The organism is Aquirufa sp. (assembly GCF_044239315.1).
Taxonomy (GTDB): Bacteria; Bacteroidota; Bacteroidia; order Cytophagales; family Spirosomataceae; genus Aquirufa.
In genome coordinates this window covers 1-24,783 of sequence record NZ_JBIIBQ010000011.1, presented here as the reverse complement: position 1 = coordinate 24,783, position 24,783 = coordinate 1, and the positions used below count along the sequence as shown (strand labels likewise).

The 24,783-nt window shown below is 41.7% G+C and carries 16 protein-coding genes; 7 read left to right on the top strand and 9 right to left on the bottom strand.

The window, feature by feature from the left end:
• The first annotated feature begins 3 nt into the window (after window positions 1-3).
• From ACILP5_RS05550 to ACILP5_RS05540, 3 genes are read left to right on the top strand one after another with little or no spacing between them, the layout of a single operon-like run.
• On the top strand, window positions 4-1,194 hold the full coding sequence (locus ACILP5_RS05550) for an acyl-CoA dehydrogenase family protein (protein WP_395617663.1): 1,191 nt from the start codon (window positions 4-6) through the stop codon (window positions 1,192-1,194).
• A complete protein-coding gene (locus tag ACILP5_RS05545) occupies window positions 1,194-2,183 on the top strand; it encodes a phosphotransferase family protein (RefSeq protein ID WP_395617662.1) in 990 nt (329 codons plus the stop codon). Before ACILP5_RS05550 ends, ACILP5_RS05545 begins: the two co-directional genes overlap by 1 nt.
• Window positions 2,180-3,034: a 3-hydroxyacyl-CoA dehydrogenase gene (locus ACILP5_RS05540; RefSeq protein WP_395617661.1), complete on the top strand. Its 855-nt coding sequence runs from the start codon at window positions 2,180-2,182 to the stop codon at window positions 3,032-3,034. The genes ACILP5_RS05545 and ACILP5_RS05540 overlap by 4 nt, the downstream gene beginning before the upstream one ends.
• Here ACILP5_RS05540 and ACILP5_RS05535 read toward each other — a convergent pair whose 3' ends face one another.
• The 7 genes from ACILP5_RS05535 to ACILP5_RS05505 form a co-directional block, all read right to left on the bottom strand.
• Window positions 3,035-5,092, bottom strand: a complete 2,058-nt coding sequence (locus ACILP5_RS05535) for a penicillin acylase family protein (protein ID WP_395617660.1) — start codon at window positions 5,090-5,092, stop codon at window positions 3,035-3,037.
• Window positions 5,092-7,554, bottom strand: coding sequence for a PIG-L family deacetylase (locus tag ACILP5_RS05530; RefSeq protein ID WP_395617659.1), 2,463 nt, complete (start codon window positions 7,552-7,554; stop codon window positions 5,092-5,094). Before ACILP5_RS05530 ends, ACILP5_RS05535 begins: the two co-directional genes overlap by 1 nt.
• Entirely contained in the window at window positions 7,554-8,918 is a 1,365-nt protein-coding gene (locus tag ACILP5_RS05525) for a Gfo/Idh/MocA family protein (protein ID WP_395617658.1), read from the bottom strand. The genes ACILP5_RS05530 and ACILP5_RS05525 overlap by 1 nt, the downstream gene beginning before the upstream one ends.
• Window positions 8,915-10,222 (bottom strand): glycoside hydrolase family 30 beta sandwich domain-containing protein, encoded by a 1,308-nt coding sequence (locus ACILP5_RS05520; protein ID WP_395617657.1) that lies wholly within the window; start codon window positions 10,220-10,222, stop codon window positions 8,915-8,917. The genes ACILP5_RS05525 and ACILP5_RS05520 overlap by 4 nt, the downstream gene beginning before the upstream one ends.
• Before the next feature lie 133 nt (window positions 10,223-10,355).
• A complete protein-coding gene (locus tag ACILP5_RS05515; protein WP_395617656.1) occupies window positions 10,356-11,945 on the bottom strand; it encodes a SulP family inorganic anion transporter in 1,590 nt (529 codons plus the stop codon).
• A gap of 175 nt (window positions 11,946-12,120) precedes the next feature.
• Window positions 12,121-15,474: a HEAT repeat domain-containing protein gene (locus ACILP5_RS05510; protein WP_395617655.1), complete on the bottom strand. Its 3,354-nt coding sequence runs from the start codon at window positions 15,472-15,474 to the stop codon at window positions 12,121-12,123.
• Between the two features lie 8 nt (window positions 15,475-15,482).
• Window positions 15,483-17,882, bottom strand: coding sequence for a TonB-dependent receptor domain-containing protein (locus ACILP5_RS05505; RefSeq protein WP_395617654.1), 2,400 nt, complete (start codon window positions 17,880-17,882; stop codon window positions 15,483-15,485).
• 104 nt (window positions 17,883-17,986) lie between these two features.
• Here ACILP5_RS05505 and ACILP5_RS05500 point away from each other — a divergent pair, with 104 nt between their 5' ends.
• Genes ACILP5_RS05500 through ACILP5_RS05490 form a run of 3 tightly spaced genes read left to right on the top strand, consistent with a single transcriptional unit; the run spans window position 17,987 to window position 20,455 of the window.
• Complete coding sequence (locus ACILP5_RS05500; protein ID WP_395617653.1) at window positions 17,987-20,092, top strand: penicillin acylase family protein; 2,106 nt, start codon at window positions 17,987-17,989, stop codon at window positions 20,090-20,092.
• Between the two features lie 32 nt (window positions 20,093-20,124).
• Window positions 20,125-20,274: a hypothetical protein gene (locus tag ACILP5_RS05495; protein WP_395617652.1), complete on the top strand. Its 150-nt coding sequence runs from the start codon at window positions 20,125-20,127 to the stop codon at window positions 20,272-20,274.
• A complete protein-coding gene (locus ACILP5_RS05490; protein WP_395617651.1) occupies window positions 20,255-20,455 on the top strand; it encodes a hypothetical protein in 201 nt (66 codons plus the stop codon). The genes ACILP5_RS05495 and ACILP5_RS05490 overlap by 20 nt, the downstream gene beginning before the upstream one ends.
• Before the next feature lie 60 nt (window positions 20,456-20,515).
• Here the strand turns inward: ACILP5_RS05490 and ACILP5_RS05485 are convergent, their stop codons facing one another.
• Window positions 20,516-21,322: an SDR family oxidoreductase gene (locus ACILP5_RS05485; protein ID WP_395617650.1), complete on the bottom strand. Its 807-nt coding sequence runs from the start codon at window positions 21,320-21,322 to the stop codon at window positions 20,516-20,518.
• Window positions 21,323-21,413: 91 nt separating this feature from the next.
• Between ACILP5_RS05485 and rlmD the strand changes: the two genes are divergently transcribed.
• Entirely contained in the window at window positions 21,414-22,835 is a 1,422-nt protein-coding gene (rlmD, locus tag ACILP5_RS05480) for a 23S rRNA (uracil(1939)-C(5))-methyltransferase RlmD (RefSeq protein WP_395617649.1), read from the top strand.
• Window positions 22,836-23,052: 217 nt separating this feature from the next.
• On the opposite strand, the gene dnaB is transcribed toward rlmD, so the two are convergent.
• Window positions 23,053-24,645: a replicative DNA helicase gene (dnaB, locus tag ACILP5_RS05475; protein WP_395617648.1), complete on the bottom strand. Its 1,593-nt coding sequence runs from the start codon at window positions 24,643-24,645 to the stop codon at window positions 23,053-23,055.
• Window positions 24,646-24,783: the final 138 nt, after the last annotated feature.

Genomic DNA, 24,783 nt, shown 5'->3' with positions numbered 1-24,783 from the left:
TGTATGTTTGAATCAGATAAAGCGCTTGAATTAGTGCCTCGCTACCGCGACTTTCTTGAAAAATATATTATTCCATTAGAACAAGGAGCCATTTATGGTTCATTTAGGGCTCATTTGCCTCAATTACGTGCACTGCGTGCTAAAGCAAAAGAGATGGGATTATTCACCCCTCACTTGCCTGTATCCCATGGTGGCTTAGGATTGAGTCTCGTAGAATTCGCTTCGATCTCTGAGGTGTTAGGCACGAGTCCTTTGGGCCATTACGTATTTAACTGCAATGCGCCAGACATCGGTAACATGGAGTTGATGCATCAGTTTGCGTCGCCTTATTTACAGGAGACCTATTTACGACCTTTAGAGCGTGGAGAGATCCGTTCTTGTTTCGCCATGACGGAGCCAGAGCATGCGGGAAGTAATCCGGTGCACATGTCTACGATTGCTGTTCGTGACGGAGATGAATATGTCATTAATGGTCATAAATGGTTTACCTCTTCTGCGGATGGGGCTTCCTTTACGATTGTGATGGCGGTAACGAATCCTTCAGAGGAAAATAAATACGCGCGGGCAAGTATGATTCTAGTTCCTTTAGATACACCCGGCTATCGATTGATTCGCAATATTTCCATTATGGGCGATGAAGGCGAAGATTATCTTTCCCATAGTGAGGTGGAGTTTGTGAATTGCCGGGTGCCGGTGTCTCATTTGATAGGCGAAGAAGGGTCGGGCTTTCAATTAGCTCAAGTGCGCTTAGGACCGGGACGTATTCACCATTGTATGCGTTGGATCGGTATTTGTGAGCGTGCCTTAGGAATGATGTGTGATCGCGCGATCGAAAGGGAATTAAACCCGGGTCATTCACTTGCGATGCAGCAGACGATCCAAAACTGGATCGCTGAAAGCGCCGCTGAAATTAAGGCCTCTCGCCTATTAGTGCTCAATACCGCTCATAAGATTGAAAAAGACGGCGCTAAGGCCGCAAAAGAAGATATTTCGACGATTAAGTTCTTCGTCTCCGATGTGTTGATGAAGGTTGTAGATCGGGCGATTCAAGTGCACGGCGGTTTGGGAATTACGGATGATACGCTCTTATCGTTTTGGTACCGTCACGAACGTGGGGCTCGAATCTATGACGGGCCGGATGAGGTGCACAAGACCGTTTTAGCCAAGAGCATTCTTAAATCACGCAAGGGTTAATGGAAGGGTTTGAAAAATTACCGTCCTATTTAGGTGTTCCATCCGTGGAGATCACCGCTTTTCCGGGTGGATTTTCGAATCTGACCTATGAAGTGCAGGTTGGAGACGCTTCCTACGTTTTACGTAGACCGCCTCATGGATTGAAGATTGCCAAAGCCCACGATATGATTCGCGAGTTTCGCGTCTTACAAGCTTTAGAGAAGGCCGGTTATACCAAGATGCCACATCCCATATCAGCTTGCGAAGACGAGTCCATCATCGGTGCTCCCTTTTTCCTAATGGAGAAAGTGGAGGGAATGATCATTCGGAATCGTCCGCCTGTGGAGGCTTCTCCGGAATTTTTCCGTAGCCTTTCTCAATCTGCACTGGATGTGTTAATTGAATTACACTCGCTGGAATTAAACGATTCTGGTTTAGGCGCCCTAGGCAAACCCGAAGGATATTCCTTACGCCAAGTACAAGGCTGGGCGGAACGTTTTCAGAAGGCGAAGACGTCGGAGGTTCCTTCGATTGAGGAGGCATTTCAATGGCTATCGAAGTCTATTCCATCAGAGTCGGATGTAGCCTTTATTCACAACGATTTCAAATACGATAATTTGGTCATTTCTAGCTCAGGAGAAGTGCAGGCCGTATTGGACTGGGAGATGGCGACGGTGGGCGATCCATTGATGGACTTGGGAACGACTTTAGCCTATTGGGCGGAGGCAGAGGATGAAGATATCTTGAAGATGTTTAATCTGTCTTATGTGCCAGGGAATTTTACGCGTCTTGAGTTAATTGCCTATTATGGAGCTAAGACAGGACGCGATATGAGTGAAATGAACTTTTATTATGTTTTTGGGCTGTGTAAGGTGGCTACCATCGCGCAGCAGATTTACCAACGTTTTAGTTTAGGGTATTCGAAAGACCCTCGATTCAGTGTATTAAATCAAGTAGTGGAGGCCGCCGGTAGAATGGCGACAAAATGTATTCAAACAGGTCAAATATGAAAATCAACAAGGTTTGCATCTTAGGTGCAGGGACATTAGGTACAAGAATTGCCTTGCAGGCTGCTTTGTCAGGCTTTCAAGTAACGGTATATGATATAAATGCGGAGGCTTTTGTCTCGTCTAAAAAAGTGATGTCGAAGATCCTTCGAATGCTCTCATTAAATGATGAGGTGATAGCGTCTATTCATTTCACTACGGATCCAGCAGAGGCTGTAGCAGATGCGGATATTATTTCGGAGTCTGTGACCGAGGAATTACCCTTGAAACGTCAAGTTTGGGCTCAGTTTTCCGCTCTAGCGCCGGCTAAAACGATTTTCACGACGAATACCTCGTATTTATTACCTTCAATGCTCGTAGACGTGGTAGATCGCCCTTCCCTATTTTGTGCTTTCCATTTTCACGATGTGTTTTATTCTAAGGTGGTGGATATTATGCCGCATCCGGGGACCTCTGAGGACGTGGTGACTTTACTAGAAGATTTTGGTAGGGCGTTAAAGCAAGTACCTGTGATCGTTAGAAAAGAGAATCCGGGTTATGTATTCAATTTTATGCTGATGGCGGTGATAGGAGCTGCTGGAAAGTTAAGGACTAAAGAAGTGGCGAGTATCGAGGATATTGATAAATCCTGGATGGTGAACTTTCATATGCCGATGGGGCCTTTTGGCATACTAGATAGTATCGGATTAGATACGGCCTGGCACGTGACCCATAATCAACAAGACGCGGGTTCTCAGGCTTTTGCTGCCTTGTTGAAGACTTATATCGATGTGGGAAAGCTAGGAGAAAAAACAGGGGAAGGATTTTATAAATACCCTGCCCCTGCCTATAAAGACCCTGATTTTATCGTCTAATTATTCCGGATGATAGATTTTCTCGGCGTTCTTTAACACTTCGTCTTTATCGAGCGTCATACGCTTTGTTTTCTGTGCCTGGTATAGTTCGCGCTGATCTGCATAGTGCTTTGACTCTGGATGAGAACTAGCGCCAAAGGTATTAACCGTCTCAATCAGCGGCGAACCACCGTCTTTAGGAAACTTCACAAAACCAATATAGGCATCGCCAGAAATCATTTTACGTTTCGATTCTCCAAAAGGCTCGGACATCACCGCCGCTAACACATCCGGCATACCTGCCTGTGGCCAATCTTGGTCTCCCCTTTTCAAACGTTGAAATTCTCCTAATGTCACGTCTAATCGGCCGTAGTTTTTCATCAAGAAATCATGTACGTATTGCACTACTTCAACAGCTTCTGTTTCGGTAAAAGGTTCTTTAGAACCAGTATGCCTTATTTTAGAGGCTCCGTAATACAAGATATTATAATACAAAGCACCTACACTCTCGATGTTTGTTACGTGATCCCACTCTTTTAATCCCTTGATGATGGTAGCTAGTGCAGGATACTTAGAGGCGTCTAGTGTAAAGAGAACTGAGGCATCGTATCCATAGGGATATAAAATCTTCGCCGGCAATTGGCGATCGAATTTAATACGCTTTAAATCTTCTAGACTAATCTTATCGTAGGTGTCGATAAGTTCTTTAGCACGCTGAGAACGGTTATTGTGGTAGGTCTCGTATCCGTCGTACTTATCGAAATTAGCAGGATTCAAATTCTCATTCACGGCCGTCGCCATAAAGGGCGAGTGATTTGTATTGTATAAATAGCCTGCAGCCGGATTCAAATGCTGTGGTAATTCGCTTAGAGGTTTGAATTTTTCCCAAAGTGTCTCCCGCGTATTTCCAGGCAGCGTGGAGGCCCAGTTGTATTTAGCATTACGATACGGCATCTTGCCATTCGAGATATAGAAGATATTGTCCTCCTTGTCCGCATACATGATGTTGAACATAGGCAGGTGGTTCTGATTCAGCGCAGCTTTGAATTCCGTGAAGTTCGTAGAGCGGTTCATAGCATACCATTGCTGTAAGGCACCAGCATCCATTAAGGAAGGAAGACGAATAGAGAAATAGGTCCCATTAGGCGATTTCACCGTAGGGCCATAGATAGATTCATATGCCGTCTTAGAGACCGGAATAGGAATGCCTTTGATACTCAGTTTGATCTTTCTTTTTACTAGAGGCAACCATTCGCCATCCACTTTGTATTGACCCGGATGCGCTTTGTCCGTCTGCAATTGATATACATCGATTTTATCTTGAAAGTTGACTGTATGCGCCCAAGCCAGATTAGGCGTGGTACCATGGAAGATCAAAGGGCCACCCGGGAAAAGACCACCCAAGATATTCCAACCTTCCTCACTCTGTACATGGGCTTCGTAGAAAGCCGTAGCTCCTTCGATGGGCTGATGCGCGTTTATGACTAACATCGGCTCGCCTGTGGCAGATTTCGAGCCTTTAATGGCAAAAGCATTACTACCTTCTCCCGTAAAGCCAGGCAGTGAGGGAATGGAACCATCTAAAATCTTAGGCAAGGTCTTATCCACCCCACAGAAGATCGCCACAGAGAACATCGTAGTAGCGATGTAGTCTTCTAGTGCGATTGGGAAAATGTGTTTATTCAAAATCTCAGACGGATGGGCTTTACCATACGCTTCTAGACCTAGTAAATAGCCCTGCACTAATTGCAAGAACTTGGGATCCATCGATTTGATCTGCTGATCTACCACCTTACGCGTATTCAATAGACCAAAAACGAAATCTACCGGTGCTCCTTTTTTGCCTAAGTAAGTTCCTAATTTACCTTTTCCCGTTAGGATCAGCGTTTGAATCGTTTTAAAATCATCCTCTGAATGCGCCCAGGCTAAGCCATAGGCTACTTCAGGATCAGTAGGCGCAAAAATATGGGGTACACCATAGGTATCACGTGCGATGGTAATCTTATCCTTTCGGATGAGGGGTTGCTGAGCTTGAACTAGTAAGGGTAAAAGGCAAAGAGCGAGTAGTTTAAATTTCATTAATTTGGTTTTGCAAGTAAGTTAGCTAATAAGCGGTAAGCGCCAGGAACTCCGGCTGGTATTTCGCGGAAGAACACAAGTCCTGTATAGATGAATTGTCCTTTTCCGTATTTGGTCACAGCGATGTTACCCTTGTTCTCGGATTCATTTGGATCTGAGAATCCCAATGGAAACTCGAAATGGGTATCCGGTGTTTCGGCCGTGTAAATACTACGTTCCTGAATCCATTCTTCGAAATCTTTTTCTGTGATTTTGTTCGGGCTGTTTAATAACGCGTGATTTGGCAGTAGAAAATTAGGCTTTGCCTCTTCTTTCGTAATCCGGTTGCGGGTTACTTGCAACGGATAAGGTGACATGCTGGACTTCATGGGTCCTAAGAAACTGGCCGTATTGTATTGCACTACATAATTTCCCCCGTTCTCGATGTATTTCATGATTTCGGTATAGGCATTCGCCCAGTAGTCATTTGTATTATAAGCTCTCACTCCTGTCATCACCACATCGTACTTCTTTAAGTTCCCTGCTGTCAAGTCTTTCTCTGTTAAGAAGTCTACTTCGTAGCCCATCTGTTTTAATCCTTCTGGCACTTTATCACCTGCGCCCTTGATGTAGCCTAATCGATTACCTTTCTTGACAAAGTCAATATGCAATAAGCTCAAGTTTACGGTCGAAAAATAGCGTTGCGTAGGAATATGGGCATATTCGATGGTTTGTATTTCCAAAGAATCTACCCAATTCTCATTTCCAGAGCTGATATGCAATTGCAAATTTGAGCTAAGCTTTCCTTCTTTCAAGCTCGTTTCTGTGAAAGAAATAGGCCATTCGCGCTTTTCCCCTGCTTTCATGCCCTCTTTCAGAGGAATAAGGGCTAAAGAGGTTCCACCGGATTTTACGTCTATGCTACCTGGCTTCAATGCGGCCATCGCTGTGATGGCGATTTGGATGGTTTTAGTGGCTTTGCTTCCTTTTGGTAATAAAACGACATTTGAACTGAGGGTAAAGACCGTTCTAGGGCTGATGGTGATAGGTTGCAAGATTTCTCCTTTTACCGGATCCACGATCAATTCTTGAACCGGTCTTTCTACTTTAAATTCCTCTCCTGAAATAGTGAATTTCGCGGAGGCCACGTAAGCTGGATCTACGCGCGCCTGCCCTATTTTTTGCTGGTCAGAAACATTAAAGTGTCCGGTAGATTTTGCTTGTTGAATCCAATAGGGTTGAGTAATCGCCGCGGAGGCATTGATACTGCGCTGTAATGGGTATTTTTTATAAGGTTGTAGTTTGCCTGCAAATGTGGTGTCTTGTCCGGCGAATGATACGGATACATTTTCTACCGAAATAGGTGCACGCACGATAAATTCGGTCTTAATGTTCAGTTTTTCCCCCGTGGCAATGATTCCTTGAGTCGTTGTTGCGCCTAAGTAAATACCCGCTGCTTGTACTACCCAAGCGTCGATTTCAGCTATTTTTTTCAGCGTCCAAGGGCTCGAAGGAAGCGCTTTGATGGATTTTTTAAGTCCAATTAATGCAGAAATACTTTCGTAAGGTTTCGACGGATTATAAGCTCCAATAATGGGTGTGATTAACGCGTCAATACTTGGATTCACGCGATTCCAGGTAGCATCTACGCCATCCCATAAAAATTCTTTAGGAGCCTCTCCACCAAGTGTAGCGAAATATTCAGTGCTTCTTCCTCTATCTACTGCAAAACCAAAACCCTGTGACTTGTGCTGGCTTCTACTGAAAGCAGCTAATTCACCCGTGCTTTGGCCTAAAAAAGGTAAATAATCGCCAATATCAACTTTGAACTGCGAATCACTAATGGTCGAATTTCCTGGTGATCCTGGGAAACGGAAGGTATTCCATAATAGTCGTTTTGCCTGCCAAACGTCCACTCCCTGCTTCAACTGTTCTGGGAACATCTTCGGATCAGCCGCAGCTTTAAATGCCTCGATTGCTAATGCCGCGGAGGCTGAATGATGGCCGTGGCCGGCTCTTGCATCTGGTGGAAAGCGGGTAAAAATGATATCAGGGCGTGTTTTACGGATCACCCACACTAAATCAGATAGAATTAAATTCTTGTCCCAAAATCCCAAAGCCTCATCTGTTGATTTTGAAAAGCCAAAATCAAACGCCCGCGAAAAGTATTGATTCGCCCCATCGATGCGTCTCGCTGCTAGTAACTCTTGGGTTCTAATTAATCCTAATGGTACGCCTTGTTCGTCTCCGATGAGGTTTTGGCCACCATCTCCTCGCGTACACGCAAAATAGTTGGTTTCCCAATGTTGTTGCTGCGCAAACCACGTTAACATGTGCGTACTTTCATCGTCCGGATGTGCTGCTACGTGTAGAACAGAGCCTAAAACACGTAATTTCTTCAGGTCCTCGCCTAGTTGAGCAGAATTACGTTGTTGAGCCAAAGCAGGAATGGCCAATAAGGCAAATAGGATAATCTTTTTCATCAGTTTAACATGTTTCGGTTCCAAGGTCCACGGTAATTTCTCGCAAGTAAGGCTGTCGCTTCAGGATCGTTTAAGACCGTTTTTGTACCCGGATCATAGGAAAGTGGACGACCTAATTTCATCGAGAGATTAGCTAAAATACAAGATGCCGTAGAGATATGTCCCTCAGAGATATCTGCAATGGGCTTAGATCCTTTATCAATCGCGGCTAAAAAATCCAACATATGCCCCCTTGTAGCAGGCGCAGCGTTCAACTCGATACGGTCTTCTTTTAAATCCTCTGGGTATTTCTCCTTCTCGTAAACGACATCCATGTGTAATTTAGGTGCTTTAGAATCCGTAGGAGTGAAATCATATTTCATGGTGCTCATTCTTAGCGTCCCTTTTTCTCCGTAAATGGTTAATCCCCATGGATATTCTGGGTCTGGAGGAGTACCCCAGGTTCTATGTTGCCAAACACAATTCAAGCCATTGTATTCAAATACGGCCGTTTGGGTGTCAGCGATGTTTGATTTTCCTTCTTTTTGGACATAAATTCCTCCTTCAGAACTCACTCGATTAGGCCAGCCTAGATCTAACATCCAACGTGCCGTATCGAACATGTGAATACACATGTCGCCCATAATTCCATTTCCATATTCCTCAAAAGTTCTCCACCAGCGCGTATGCGGCAAACCGTCATAAGGACGTAATGGAGCTGGTCCAGTCCACATTTCATAGTCAAAAAAGTCTGGTACCGCCTGCACTGGAGGATTTCCGTTATTTCGCATTTGGTAGTAGCAATACATTTCTACATGGGCGATTTTACCCAAAAGACCTTTATCAATAATCTCCTTTTTTGCCTGAATTAAGTGAGGCGTACTTTTTCGTTGCGTTCCTACTTGAACCGTTTTACCGTGTTTTCTGGCCATCGCGACCATCGCCTCTCCCTCTAAAACATCAACAGATATCGGTTTTTGCACATACACGTGCGCGCCTGCTTTCACTGCGTCAATCATCTGCAAGGCATGCCAATGATCCGGACTTCCCACGATAGCTATATCCAATTCGTTTTCCTTCAACAATTGACGGTAATCGCCGTAGAGTTTAGGTGTTTTTCTCGACGTTTGCCTTGCTGCCACCAATTTACCCGCTTCCGTTAACATGTTTCTATCTGGATCGCAAAGGGCCACCACTTCTACCGGCGCTACCTGCATCAATCGAAATAAATCACTTTTCCCGTACCAACCGGCACCGATAAGTGCAACGCGAAAAGGTTTAGCTGGATTCACTAAATCTAATCCATAAGCTCCAAAAGTCGACAAAGCTAAGGCAGCCGAAGCCCCCTTCATAAAATGTCTGCGGTTAATGTTAAATGTGTTCATAGGATGATAGTTACAACCGATTCAGCCGGTATTTCTAGGTTTAGTTTTTCAATAGTAATGTTTTTCTTGCGGCCCTCATTTTGAACGATGATGGCTATTTTGCCATCCAGACGTTTAAATGCGGCCGCTTGAATACCTTCAGGCGTTGCTATGCCTAAACGAATAGAGCCAGCGGGTACATATCTTGCCGCTTGCATTACAATATAATAAGATTGATTTCGAATGATATCCTGACCTGAAATGGTTAAAGCCCCTACACATTCTGTACAACCTCCTGGAGTGTGTGGACCATAGGCGGGATCATTGGCTAAATTCCATTCAATAGCCGTTTTCGCGTGATTGTTCATTGCCCCCAAAACGACATTCTTCACATGCCACATAAAGTCTCCAGTAAAATCCCCCTTGCTACCCGTCCACTGTTCTGTAAAATAGACATCCTTATCTGGGTGTGCCTCTTTTACTTTACTTAAGGCAGAAATATCCCCATTGTATAAATGAAAGGCAGATCCACTGACATATTTTCTAGTCTCGGGATCATTTAATAAATCGATGGCATATTCCGGATGATCACAATTATGATCGTAGACAATGATTTTTGTGGTGATATGTTGTTTTTGAAAAACGGGACCTAGCGCTGTTTTTATGAATTTTGACTGCATTTCAGAACTCATGTACATGCTGGGGTTATTGCCCGGATGTAATGGTTCGTTTTGGGGCGTTAAGGCCCAGATAGTAATACCTTCCTTCGCCATGGCTTGGATGTATTTAGCTAAATAAGTGGCATAGGTCGGGTAGTATTTTTCCAAAAGAGATCCCCCTTTACTCTCCCCATTATCCTTCATCCAAGTAGGTGGAGACCAAGGGGTCGCCATGATTTTAATGTCCGGATTAATGGCGATGATCTGCTGTAATAGTGGAATTAAATCGGCCTTTGAAGGCTCCAGGCTAAATTTTCTAGGTTTGTCTTCGTACGAAAATACGGTAGCATCTAAATCTGTCGCTCCTATCCCTATTCTTAATACGGATATTCCATTCTTACCAAATAACTCCTGCAATAAGGCCGCTCTTTTTGTCGGTTCAAGTTGTTGTATCAACTGCGCGCTTCCACCCGTTAGTGTAAAACCGAAACCGTCGATGTTTTGGAAGGTTTTTTCTACGAATACACTGACTTTTGCCCCTTTGAAGTCGGAGTCAAGTTCGTCCGTTTTTTGAAAAAATGATTTTTGCTTGGGTAAACTTAGGAATACCTCTGCCTGTGAAAAACAGAATAAGGGCAAGCTTATCAGCAGCAATAGTTTTTTCATAGGTTTAAATTTCATTAAAGGTATCGAATATTTCCAAAAAAATAAACCGCCTTTTTAAGGGGCGGTTTGTCATTTCAGGAGATCGTCCTTCGGACATAGTCGCGACTGCGTCGCTTAGTCGTCTTCAGGACTATTAATCCTTTTTCCGTTTCATCGCTGCAGCCTTATGACCAGAGAGAGATTCATGTGATTCAAGACCAATTAGCGCGACCGAGCCACCATTCTGCTCATATTCTACCTTGAATTGCTCTAAATTTTCCATTACCGAATGATCTACAAGATGGGTTCTAGAAAGATCAATCGTCACCTGAAATCCAGCGGGCAAGGCCTCTAATTTCCGTTTGATACCTAAATAGTTCGAGAACACGGCTGCATCAGATATTTCAATTAAGTAGGCATCTTCTGTGAAGGAAACTTCAGTAGGTGCGCTAAAAATAGCTTTTAATGGCTTACCATTGAATAAATTGACCAAAATTTCGGTTACAATACCAGCTCCTATGCCTGCGAGTAAATCAACCAATAAAGTGAAAAAAATCGTGACCAGGAAAATCAACAATTGCTCCTTTCCTTTTTCAAAGGTGTGGATAAATACTTTCGGGTGGCTTAATTTAATTCCTACTGTAATTAACATCGCCGCTAATGCTGTATTGGGAATTAACTCAATAAAACGAGCCGCTAAAAGTAAAAACGCTAAAATGAAAAATCCGTGAAAGAAGTTTGCCCATCGTGTTTTGGCCCCATTAGCAATATTTGCAGACGAACGAGCAACCTCTGAAATCATGGGTAAGCCCCCTAAAAAGGCAGCCAGGGTATTTCCGATTCCGATGGCGATTAAATCCTTATTTGCATTAGATTTACGTTTAAATGGATCGAGCATATCCATTGCTTTCACCGTCAAAAGTGATTCTAATGTACCTACTATGGCTAACATAATCACAAATTTGATAAAGATGCCTGTTTGAGCGAACCCGTCAAACGAGGCGTTTATTTTGATATTATCCAGTAAATTCCCAATCTGAACAAGGGCATATTTTGGCTCTGTTGTTTGAAAGTTCAGCCATAATTCGGCGGGAATAGCAATGGCTAAAACGACAAGTGGTGCCGGTACTTTTTTGATGATAGGATTCTTGATATACGGCCAACCCATCATGATGATTAAGCTGATTGTTCCGATTAAGGTAGCTTTCGGATCCAAATTGGCAATAAATTCTGGAATGGAAGCGAACAATTCCAAAGGCTCTTTCCCTTTAGCTAATATCGGATTTACATCTAAAAATACAGGTATTTGCTTGCCTACGATGATCAAACCTATCGCCACTAACATGCCTTGAACGGCAGAGAGTGGGAAGAAATCCATCATTTTACCTAATTTGAAAACTCCAAAAAGAATTTGAACTAAACCAGCTACCACCATAGCACCGAGTGCGAGGTGCCAGCCTTGTTCTCCACCCCCAAATTCAGCTACAGAACCTGCTACAATAACAATTAATCCAGCTGCTGGCCCTTTAATCGTTAAACGAGATCCACTAAAGAGACTGACTATAATCCCACCAATGATAGCGGTTAATAGTCCCATAATTGGAGGAAATTCGGAGGCTTTCGCGATACCTAAACTTAAAGGTAAAGCTAATAAGAAGACAATAAATCCAGAGGCTGCGTCTGATGCGAAGTTCTCTTTTAATCCGGCTAGGCCATCCTTAGGTAATTCTAAATTATTCTTCATTTGCTTGAGTACCTCAAAGTTATTAAAAATATCGCTTTGAAAATGGAGCGTGTGGTCATTATATTAACCCGCTTGAAATAAAAAATTCCATAAAACCGTGGTCAAGTGACTCGGTTTTATGGAAAGTTGATTGATTTTTTAACTTAATCTGAGTATACTACCTGTAAATACTCTACTACTTTAAGGATGATAGGTATTCCACCACATTTCTAATTTCTCTTTTACTCATCAAAGCCCCCATCGGCGGCATACCGGATGGAAGGTTTTCTCTCGATTTTATACGCGTTACTGGAATGCGCAATGGCTCAGCATCATTTGTTTTCAGTTGCACGAGTTCATCCGTTTCTGAAATGATGGATCCTGAAACCTCTTGGCCATCCGTTAAAACAAAGTTTGTTGTACCATATCCTGGCGCAATGCGTGCACTTGGTTCGATTAAGGCTTGCAATAATTGCTCTCTCGTTAAACGTGAAGCCACTCCTTTTAAGTTAGGACCCACATTTGTACCTTCTCCTCCAACGATATGACAGCGAACGCATTGTACAGTTGAATTGTATTGGAAGATATTTCGTCCGTCTGCAACAGAGCCCCCAAACAAGGCTTCTTTGTATTCATCCGTCAAGGTTCCTTTTACTTTTAAAGCATCTAATTTTGCGATTAGTTTTTCCTCATTCGTGGCTTCCACCGCTTCCATTAGGTCTAATTTAATACCTGTAGGCAATTTGTTATCGACCATTTTTTCGATTAAATCGGCTAAAATGGCAGAGGTATTAGCTGGCTTCATTTTGGCCATACTTTGTAATAGCGCCTGTTGTTCAGATTGAGAACCTTTGTCAAAAATAGGTTTTGTGATAGCAGGCAATTGAGACGCTGAGATTTCAATCTTATTTAAATTACTCAAGGCGATACCACGCACAATTTTACTCGTATCATTCATTCCTTTTTCTAAAATGAAAGCCAGTTTAGGTGTATTTAAGTCTGCCAATGAACTTAAAAATGCCGCTCTCACTTTAGAATTAATATGTTGTGTGAAAAGCGAAATTTGCGTCTCTGAGAAACTAGTTAAATTTAACTCAGCAATCAACTTTGCCGTTGCAACTAATACATCAGGATTTTCTGATGCTAAGAAGGACGGAATCTTGGATTGAATTCGAGCAATTACATCCGCTGGATTGCGATCTAATGGGCCTCTATGGCGACCATCGACGCGATCCATAACCGAAGGATTAGCCCATGAACCTAAAGTTGCAATCGCTTCTGCTCTCAAAGCCTCAGGAATGCCATTTCTTTCTGAATAAGCAATCAATAAATCAATCTCTTTTGCCGTTCCCACGCGTAAGCAAGCATTGATTGCGCGGCGAATAATTACAGGATCGCTTATTCGTGTATCTGCTAAACTAGCCGCTAATGCCGGCAAAGCAGCCTGAATAGATTCGTCATCATTAATCGCTCTCGCCGCCTCAGCAACAATGTACTGATCTGAATCAGCTAAAAAACCTTGTACACCCGTATGCGCTAAACGGCGTAAAACAAGCACCGCTGCGATGCGCAATGAACGGTTAGGCGAGTTTTGTAAAGCTAACATAGGCTCCGCTTTTCCAATTCTGCTTAAGGCTAATACAGCCGCATGGCGGATATATACATCTTTATCTGCATTTTTTTCAATTTGCTGCAATAAAGCTGGAATTGCCTTTTCAGATTTAACTCGTCCTAGAGCTTGCGAAGCAAAAAATGCCACTCTAGGATTAGCAGATCCAACTAATGGAATTAGCTGATCAGCAGCTGAGGCATCAAAAATATCACCTAAAACCTTAGCAGACTGTGCTATGATTTCTTCATCTGAATCAGTTAAAAGTGGCTGAATAGAGGCTGCAGATTTTAATTGGCCTAAACCCCAAATTCCATGAACGCGGGCTAATTGATTTTCCTTTTGCTGTACGGCCTTCTCAAAAATAGCTGTGGCCTTTCTCTCCGCTAACTCATATTGAGCCTTTAAGCGAACGCGTTGATCCGCATAGAATAGCAAATCATATAAAGAGGTCAAACTTTGCTTTGAATAATCTTGTTGAATGTATTTTTTCGTCTGCTCGCGCTCCGCCTTCAAATCATTCTCTTTATCCTCCACATCGATTTTCCAGATGCGACCATAGTTTTTCGTATCCCATCCAAAAATCCAATCTGAGGCATATAATGCTCCTTCAGGGCCAAAACGAATTCCCGTAGGCAAAATGCCACTTATAACATCTTCCTCTGATTTGAAGTCAAAAGAGGCACCTTTAGGTTGTAGATCAAATGACCAGATATGTGATTTATTTGCATTACCCACAAATTCCACTAAGAAGAATTTATTCGTCCAACGCTTCCCTAAAGCTGTTCCTGGGTTCCAAAGCATTCCTGTAGGACCGTTGTGGAAATTACGAATGGGTGGAATAATATAGGCTGCTTGACCTTCCCAACGAGGGATATATAGTTTCTCATCCATCCAGACATGGTACAAATTATTGCGTGGATCGGTATACTTACCATACTGCCAGTTCGAACGCCATCCAGCGTCAGAACCTTCTACGACGTGTACTAAACGCTCACTCTCCCCTGTATGATCTCCATCGTTATCAGCACTGATTAAATTTCCATAGTTATCAAAAACAAATTCGTGTGTATTTCGTAAACCGCTCGCATATACTTCAAACTCAGAACCATCTGGATTTGATCTTACAATCACTCCAGAATTTGGGTGTTTGTATTTTTTGCCATCTTTAGCCGTAATATTGGCTCCTATGTCTCCTATTTGCCAGTAGATTTTTCCATCTGGACCTTCTGTTAAACCAGACATGCCATGACCTCCAAAACCAATATGAACTGCGTAGCCAGTTGAGATAGATTCCGGGTTTTTCCATTGCCCATTATTGTGTTTCAAACGCATTAAATCTGGTCCAATAGCCACAAAAGCATCTTTTTTACGCACTAACAAGCCACCAGCTACGTCTGTTACTTCTTCATTAAACCCGTTGAATACTCTGGTCGATTGATCTGCATATCCGTCCCCGTTCAAATCCTCTACCTTGTAGATTTCTTCTTTCTCCACTTTTAAATCCAACCAATCATGAGATCCGTCACCATTCATATCGGGTAACCAGGTATTTTTCGCACTGTTTTCTGGAGCAAAATTGCGGCGTAAAAAGGCTCTTCTATCCTCTACTGATTGAAAACCAATTGATTCAGTCATCCAATCCCGGTGGCCACGAATGTCAAATTCAGAGGCCTTGTTACGGTTCGTGCTATTAACAAAAATAGCCCCTTTGTCATCCACCGCAATGGCTACTGGATCCTGTAGCAGGGAATCAGATGCCCACAAATCAATTTTTAACCCTGGAATGATCTTGATGGGTTGTTTGTCCTTTATAGCTTTCGCGTTTTCGACCACCTTACTTTGATCCTCATAAATTATTTTAAAGGTATCATCTTTGCCTTGTTTGCTACAAGACCATAGTGAAATAAAGGTGCAGGAATATAGTAATAAACGTTTCATAGATGTAATTAGTTTTCTTCGTCCATCATACTGCGGCGTTGTTTTGCGGCCTGTTTGGTGGTTTTGAATCGGTAATTAAAAGTCAAATTAAATGAGCGTAAACGCCCTTGAGATTCACCCCTAGTAAAGAATCCAGATCCATCTCTGGGATCAATTAAAGTTGATTCATAGCGGTTAATTCGCGAGTTAAAGATATCTAAAATACTTAAAGTTAGTGTACCATTACCCTTCATAATATCTTTTGATGCTGATAAATCCATCCAGCTCATGTATCCTCGGGATCCTTGTGGAGTTAATTGCGGGGCTTCATAATTAGCCCGAATTTGAAAATCAGTCGCCCCTATTTTAATTCGAGAGCTATGTCTGGCAAACCATGAATAGGTATCACTTTTGAACGCTGAATTAATATTTGAGGCATCTGCGATGGCTCTGAAGGCATTAAAACTGAGGTCTGCTTTATATACTTTGGAAAAGTTCCACGAGCTTGCAATTTCTATGCCCATCGATTTTTGATTGGATAAGTTAGCAGGCAAGGTCCTTGCGAAACCTAAGCTATCTACTGTTCTAAATCGTTCGATTTTGTCAAATGTTTGGCGATAATACAAAGAGCTACTTATGCTTCCTTGATCAAAGTATTTCAAGTGTCCCAAATCAAATGAATTGGTGAATTCGGGATTTAGATTCGGATTTCCAGAGAAGAAGTTTCGGTTATCTGAGAAAGTAACAAATGGCGTTAAATCACCGTAAGTAGGCCTTCTAACCCGTCTTGAATAGCTTAACTGAAACGAATTATCCGGTGTGATCGTATAGGTAAAATGAGCACTAGGAAACAAATTGGCATAGTTTCTAGGGTTCTTCTCCTTTGTTTCTTCTAATTCAGTTTGGATATCTGTCGTTTCTGCTCTCAATCCGAATTGGTAGGAAAATTTCTTTGCCTTATTTCCAAATATTAGATAGGCGGCTGAAATATTTTCTTGATAATTAAATACATTATTTAGACCCTGAACAACGGTAAAAATACCTGAAGGCTGCTGTTCTGTTACGATAAAATCGTTAATCATATTTCTGAAACTAGTACGCAGACCCATTTCCAGTTTTGCGTCTTTACCTATAGGATTTACATAATCTGCCTGAAGTATCCATTGGCGTTCAAATTCATCATTTAAGGCCTTTTGTACTAAGGAAAGTTCTTCAAAAGGAGATCCATCTGGCTTTTTTCCTATCTGGGTATACAATTGATCTGATCGTTCCCAATAATCTAAATAGCGTAAATCAGCTGTAAATTCTCGCCCTTTTTTTGCGTAGCTTTTTTTGAATGTTAACGCATATTCTCCATTCGGTTCTGCTTCTTTCTCATCTTGCTGGCGATACGTGTCACTATAAAGTTTGGACAAGTTTTCACGGTAATCTAAGTAAAAAAAGTCTGTGATCCGTCTCACATCCGTACGTCTGTAGATGTAGGAGGCCGTTAATATGGTTTTATCGTTGAAGAAATAATCAGCCCCACCTCTAACGTTATTTACTAGACCTGTGACGTTATTGGATGAATTCTGATTTAAATAATTTGTTTGTTTCCCCGTATAAACTTCTTGATAAATACGGTTTCTTCCTGGCGTTCTACGGTAAAAAGCACCATAATTAACAAAGAAATTGAATTTGTTTTTGCGGTAGTTAACGATGGCCGTTCCTCCAAAATTCTCCGGATATCCTGAAGTCGTTTCAATCGCACCATTAAACCCTTGGTTTTGGTTTTTCTTTAAGACGATGTTAATGATACCAGCCATCCCTTCCGCTTCATAACGAGCGGATGGATTCGTGATGATTTCTACCTTATCGATCAGATTTCCTTGCAAGGATTGCAAACCAGATGAACCATTTATTCCCGCTAGCGTAGAGGGTTTTCCATCGATCAAAATACGCACATTGTCACTCCCGCGCAGTTTTATCGCCCCTTCTGGGTCTACTTGGATTGAAGGTAAGTTTCCTAAAATTTCAGAAGCCGTTGCTCCTTTATTCGCTAAATCTGTCCCAACATTAAATATGCGTTTGTCGAGGTTGAGTTCCATGGACGCTTTTTGGCCTTTCACCACTACCTCATTTAAGGTTTGATTGCTTTCTTTAACCGTAATTTCCCCCAGATTAATGGAAGAATTAAAGGATTGATTAGCCATCTTAAGAGGCTCATAGCCAATACTTTCGATCAATAAATCATATACGCCTGGAGCTATTTCCAGGCTAAATTTACCCTTGTCATTGCCGATTGTACCGGTAACTAGTGACGAGCCTTTAAATAGGCGAATACTTGAAAAGGGAACATTGATTTCCCCTTGAATTTTAATTTTAGTTTGAGCAATTATGCTAGTGGAACACAATAGAATGAGTATCGGTAGAAGCCGAAAAATTTTCATAAGCTAGGTTTAGAATTATCTTGTAAGATAGAAAGACAATTTTACAAAGTTTATACCCCCCTGACCCGATTTTATTCTTATTTTTAGACTATTAACAACTGAATATGAAAAAAGTACTTCTCTTATTATTCATCTCCTTTGTGAGTCAAGCGAATCCTTATCAGGAACAGGCTAAACGAGTAACTATCCACCGGGATCAATGGGGAATCCCCCATATTTATGGAAAGACGGATGCTGATGCGGTTTTTGGCCTTATGTATGCGCAATGTGAAGATGATTTCGCTCGAGTGGAAATGAATTACATTGAGAAATTAGGGCGGATGTCTGAAATAAAAGGAGAGAAAGAACTCGCTTATGACTTATATATAAAGTTGTTAATCGATGAAAATGAGGCCAAAGCAGAATACAAAACAAGCCCTCTTTGGCTAAAAAAACTTCTAAATGCTTACGCAGATGGAATAAACTATTATTTACAAAAACATCCGGAGATAAAACCCCGACTCATTACTCATTTCCAACCCTGGTTCCCCCTTTTATGGACGGATGGGTCAATAGGCGCCATTTCAACAGGCGATGTGACCGAGCAAGAAACCGCTCGTTTTTATGGATTGTCCTCTCAGGTGGCTAGTGTAAAATACCAAAATCCAGACGAGAAATTAACGGGTTCAAACGGATTCGCTATAGGTCCTTCCTTATCGAAATCGGGTAATTCAATGCTCTATATCAATCCACACGTTACCTTTTATTTCAGACCTGAGGTCCACGTGGAAAGCGAAGAGGGTCTTTCTGTATATGGTGCCGTTACTTGGGGGCAATTCTTTATCTATCAAGGGTTTAATCCATATAACGGCTGGATGCATACCTCCTCAGAAGTGGATGTAGCGGATGCTTATATAGAGACTACGCGCGAGCGGGAGGGTCAGATGGAATACTTGTTAGATGGAAAATGGATTCCTTTCAAAACGAAATGGATTACACTAGGGTCTAGAAAAATCAAAACGTATTTTAATCACCGAGGCCCTGTTTTAGCGTCTAGAAATGGCCAATGGATTTCTGTTCGCTCGTATAATCGGGCCAGAAAAAGTTTAGTACAAAGCTGGTTACGCACGAAAACCAAAGGTTTCGCTGACTTCAAACGTGTGATGGAAATGCGTGCAAACACGTCTAATAACACGGTTTATGCTGACAATAAAGGGAATACGGCTTATTGGCATGGAAATTATGTGCCACGGAGGAATCCAAAAATTGATTGGGGAGTGCCACAAGATGGTTCTACATCGAAGAACGATTGGCAAGGATTACATAACTTAGATGAAATCGTGCATAGCTATAATCCGGCTTCTGGTTGGATTCAAAATTGTAACTCCACTCCATTTACCGTTTCTGGTCCATCTAGTCCTCTTCGTTCTACTTATCCCGTCTATATGGCACCTGATGGAGAGAATTTCCGTGATCGAAATGCGGTTCGCCTGTTTTCTCAAACAGGTAAATTAGATCTTACCGGGTTGATTGGGCTTGGATATGATCGTAGATTAATGGCTTTTGAGGTTTTATTGCCTTCTTTAATTCAGGCCGCTGAAGGAGAATCTGGTTTAGAAGAATTAGTGCAAGAATTGAAAAAATGGGATTATAACGCCTCTACTACATCTATTGCTCAAACGATTGCCATACGTTGGGGATTAAAAATTATGCCTAAAATTCCGAAAGCGATGCAGTTTGGGGGTGAAACGGATGTGGTGCAAAACTTCGAGCAGTATGCTATGACAGGATCTAAGCAAGAAAAGTTACAAGCCTTAAAAGACGTGGTAAAAGAACTGGAGAGAGATTTTGGTACTTGGCGCGTTGCTTGGGGTGATTTGAATCGTTTTCAACGTGTTTCGAATGGAGATATATTTCAGATGGATGATGCTAAATCGAGTATCCCAGTACCCTTTGCTTCGTCTGCCTGGGGACAGCTTCCTTCTTATACAAGTCGTTCCATTCAAGGTTCGAAAAAGTGGTATGGAGTGAATGGAAATAGCTTTATTGCTGCCGTGGAATTTGGCCCTAAAATCAAGGCTTATTCTCTTTTAGCTGGTGGTCAAAGTGGTAATTCTACATCACCTCATTTTTTCGACCAAGGTAAAATGTACTCGGAAGGAAAATTCAAGGATATTTATTTTTATAAATCAGACGTATTGAAGCATGCCGTGTCCACTTATCATCCTTAAATCTTTGTATATTTAAAACTAAATCGTGCCTAATGCCTAATCAGATACAAGCCGGATTCGAATTTGAAGCTATTTTTCAAGAGGCTGCGATAGGTATTATAGTAACAAACTCCCATTTTGAGATACTCTTATCGAACAAATTCGCAGATAATCTTTTTGGATATGCGGTGGAAGGCTATTGAGTCGAAAAAGCATGTTTATTCAGCCATGACTTCTAGTTATGCGCAGTTCCTAGTTTTTGAGCGAAAGTATTTTCAGCAGTTAATCGATGAATTCGATTTAGCTCTTGCCTACTTTGAATTTAAAAAAGCTGAATACAACGAATTTTTGCTAAAGGTTCAGCAGAAATACGCATCGAAATAAGAGTTTAGAGTGGTATTTAATTGGGTTTCGGCTCCCTTTTGCTTTTAGCGAATGGGAGCTTTATTTTAAAGGGCTGTCTTTCTCCTTTTTTAGGGTATTGTAGACTAAACGATCTGTGAAGCCATTTAGCCATTTGTTCAAGAATACGGTCAATTTTCCTTGTAATGTTAAAACGAGGGTTTTCTTTTTAGCTACGTAAGCCTCTGCAATTCGAGACGCCACTTCCTCCGCAGACATCATTTTGCCTTCATCTCGCATCGAGTCCCCTGTGACTTTACCTTCACTATTTAAGGAAGCTGCTCTGATATTAGAGGCAGTGAATCCAGGGCAAGCGATTAAGACATGAACACCCGTTTCTAATAATTCTGTTCTCAGCGCTTCTAGGAACCCATTCATCGCGAATTTAGAGGCTGAATAACCGGTTCTAACGGGCAATCCGCGGTATCCTGCGATAGAAGAAATACCTATGATTCCTCCTTTTACGGCCTTGATATAGGGTAACGCGGCATGAGTGGCATAGACAGTTCCCCAAAAATTAATATCCATCACTTGTTTCAGAACGGATAAGTCTACCGTTTCAAACATTGATCTCATGGAGATACCGGCATTATTGATTAATAAGTCGATGCGGTCATATAGTTCCACTACTTTCGCAACCATTGCCCTGGTTTGTTCTTCAGAGGCGGAGTCGCACACAATTGCTTTAGTAGAAATTCCAGCTTCTTTTAATTCAGCTTCTGCCTCTAATAAATTCTTTTCATTTCTTCCAGTTATGACGATATGTGCCCCTTTTCTACCATATTCAAAGGCTAATGCCTTTCCTATTCCTGAGGAAGCTCCCGTAATGATGACTACCTGATTTTTCATGCGACTAATTTTGCTTACGAAGTTAAGGTTTTATCTTGAATTGGTTGGCTTGCCCGTATAAAGCCGTATTTTTGTGCACATTTTTAGCAGCATGAGTAAGAAAAAAGAAAAGAAAGCCCCAGTGGTGTTGGAACAAATTGCCATTTTGGATTTTGCCGCCGAAGCGAAGTGTATTGCCAAAGTGAACGATGAAGTGATTTTTGTACAAGGCGCCGTCGCTCCTGGTGACATCGCTGATTTACGCATTTTAAAGTCGAAGAAAAGTTTCAAGCAGGCTCAGGCCATTAACATTCAACCGCTCTCAAAACACCGCACAGAAGTAGCTTGTAGCCACTTTGGTATTTGTGGTGGGTGTAAATGGCAACACGTTTCTTACGAATCCCAAACAGCTTTCAAGGCTCAGCAAGTCAAAGATAATTTGACTCGCATCGCTAAAGTGAAATTGCCCGAATTTCAACCGATTCTCAGTTCCGAGGAAACTTATTACTACCGCAATAAATTAGAATTCACCTTTTCTTGTGCACGTTGGCTTACGGAAGATGAAATTGGCAAGGAAGATTTAGGATCAATGAATGCCCTTGGATTCCACGTTCCGGGCCGTTTTGATAAAATACTACCTGTAGATCACTGCTATTTGCAGCCGGATCCTTCAAATGCGATTCGTAACGGAGTACGCGATTTTGCAGAATCGAATAGTATTTCTTACTATGAATTAAAGAACCAGCAAGAAGGTGCTTTGCGAAATTTAATCATCCGAAATACCGTTACCAACGAATGGATGGTGACGGTTCAATTTGCCTACGCGACGGAAGTTGAAATTAAATCAGTTATGGAGTATTTGAAAGCTACATTTCCGATGATCACCTCCTTGAATTATGTGGTTAACCAAAAAGGAAACGACACTTTCCACGATTTAGAGGTTGTTTGCTACCATGGAAAACCCTTCATGGTAGAAATAATGGAGGATTTAAAGTTCCAAATAGGTCCCAAATCCTTTTTCCAAACTAACGCTAAACAAGCGCTTAAGCTTTACCAATTAGTTCGTCAATATGCTGATTTACAAGGTAATGAAGTAGTCTATGATTTGTATACTGGAACGGGAACGATTGGCTTATTTTTAGCGAAGTACGCTTCCAAGGTAGTGGGACTTGAATATGTAGAAATGGCCGTTGAAGATGCCCGTATCAACGCAGAATTAAATGGCATTAAAAATGCTACTTTCTTCGCAGGAGACATGAAAAAAGTCTTAACTGAAGAATTTATCGCTATCCACGGAGCCCCAGATGTCATTATCACGGATCCACCTCGCGCTGGAATGGATCTAGATGTAGTGAATCAAATTCTAGCTGTAAAGCCCCAAAAAATCGTTTATGTCTCTTGTAACCCAGCCACACAAGCCCGCGATTTAGCCTTATTAGATGTAGCTTACGAAGTGGATGTCGTTCATCCGGTAGATATGTTTCCTCAGACGCATCATGTGGAGAATATTGTTCGATTGAAATTAAGAGCATAAATCATTTCATTTCGCGATTCCGAAATTGTGCTACGTATTTACTTAAAGCACAAAGAATAGAGCTAAAGCACAAATAAGGAAGCAAAAAGTGCGATTTACCGCCCTTTTTGTATTTCAGAAATGTATCCCCGAAGGGGATTCCAACTTTGTGCTTTGTGCTTTGCTATTTGTGCTTTGTGTTTTGTAATTGCTGTGCAATTATAAAACAATGCAATTTTTAAAACGGAGTATTCAACGGATCATAATCTTCCGGCGGTAAATTCATCTTGCTGCCCTTGAAAACAGCATCATTTCCTGACTCGAATGCCGATGTTTGATCTCCAAGAGCACTTAAATCGAAATTACCCCCCTCATTATTTGAGAAAGGTTGGAAGTCAAGGTCACAATATTTGGTGAATTTACCGATGAATTTCAGCCAAACATTGTCAAGAGAACCGGAACGGTTTTTGGCCATAATAATCTCTCCCATGCCAGTAATCGAATTTCCTTGATCATCCGCAGTAATACCATAGTATTCAGGGCGGTAAATGAACATAACCTGATCGGCATCCTGCTCAATGGCTCCGGATTCACGAAGGTCAGAAAGTTGTGGTTTCTTATTACCTCCACGCGTCTCAGTAGAACGATTTAACTGAGAAAGTGCGATAACTGGCACATCTAACTCTTTAGCTAATTGCTTCAAGGCACGGGAAATTTGTGCAATTTCTTGCTCACGATTACCACTTGCCCCTTTTCCTGAACTATCGCCGGTCATTAATTGCAGGTAGTCGATGACGATGAGGTCGATGCCTTTTTGGGCTTTCAAACGACGACACTTTGCTCTTAATTCTAAGATTGATAAGGCAGGTGTGTCATCAATGAACATATTTGCCTCGAATAATTTATTAATCTTCGAATGCAATTGCTGCCACTCATGTGGTTCTAACTTTCCTTTACGGATTTTTTCAGCGTCGATTTCTGCTTCAGCAGAGATAATACGATTAACAAGCTGAACTGCGCTCATTTCTAGCGAGAATAAAGCAACTGAATGACCAAAATCAACCGCCGCATTTCTACAAGCAGACACGACGAAGGCCGTTTTACCCATACCTGGACGCGCCGCAATAATGATAAGTTCTTGTCTTTGCCAGCCTGAAGTTAGACGATCTAAATCCGTAAATCCGGATGGAATACCTGTCAAGCCACTTTTTTGTAATTGTTTCTTCTCTAATTCATCCACCGCTTTCTTCAAAATATCCGACATACTCTCGTAATTCTTACGAATATTTGATTCTGCAATGGTGAAGAGCTCCTGCTCCATCTTATCTAACAATTGAAAAACATCGGAGGTATCTTCGTAAGATAAGCGCTGGATTTCAGAGGATATTTGGATAAGCTGACGCTTAAGATATTGCTCAATGATGATTCTGGCGTGGAATTCTACGTTAGATGTTGAACTTACTCGCGAAGTTAACTGAGCTAGATAACTAGTGCCTCCCGCTTTTTCTAGCGAGCCATTTTGCTTCAAAAAGTTGTTAACGGTTAATAAGTCAACGGGTTGTGAAGCTTGAAATAAACCTTGAATAGCCTCGAAAATTAATTGATGACCTTCCTTGTAAAAAGTGGCAGGTCTTAATAATTCAATAACGTTAGCTAGTGGCTCTTTTTCTAACATTAATGCACCTAACAACGCTTCTTCTAAGTCTACTGCTTGTGGAGGTAACTTCCCAAGACCTAGATCGCTTAAACGAGTAGGTCCTGACTGAGAACGTATTCCAGCAGGTGACTGATTTCCTTTTTTATAAATGGATGAAGGGGTGTTAGATTCCATATCACAATTTTACGTTAAATTTTCAAAATTATCTTATTATCGAAGGTATTAAATTTCAAGAATTTCTTATTTTTACCTCTGTACGATTTAAACCCATTTTTACTTGTTAGAAAAAATAATTTCCCTCTCTGAGGTCTC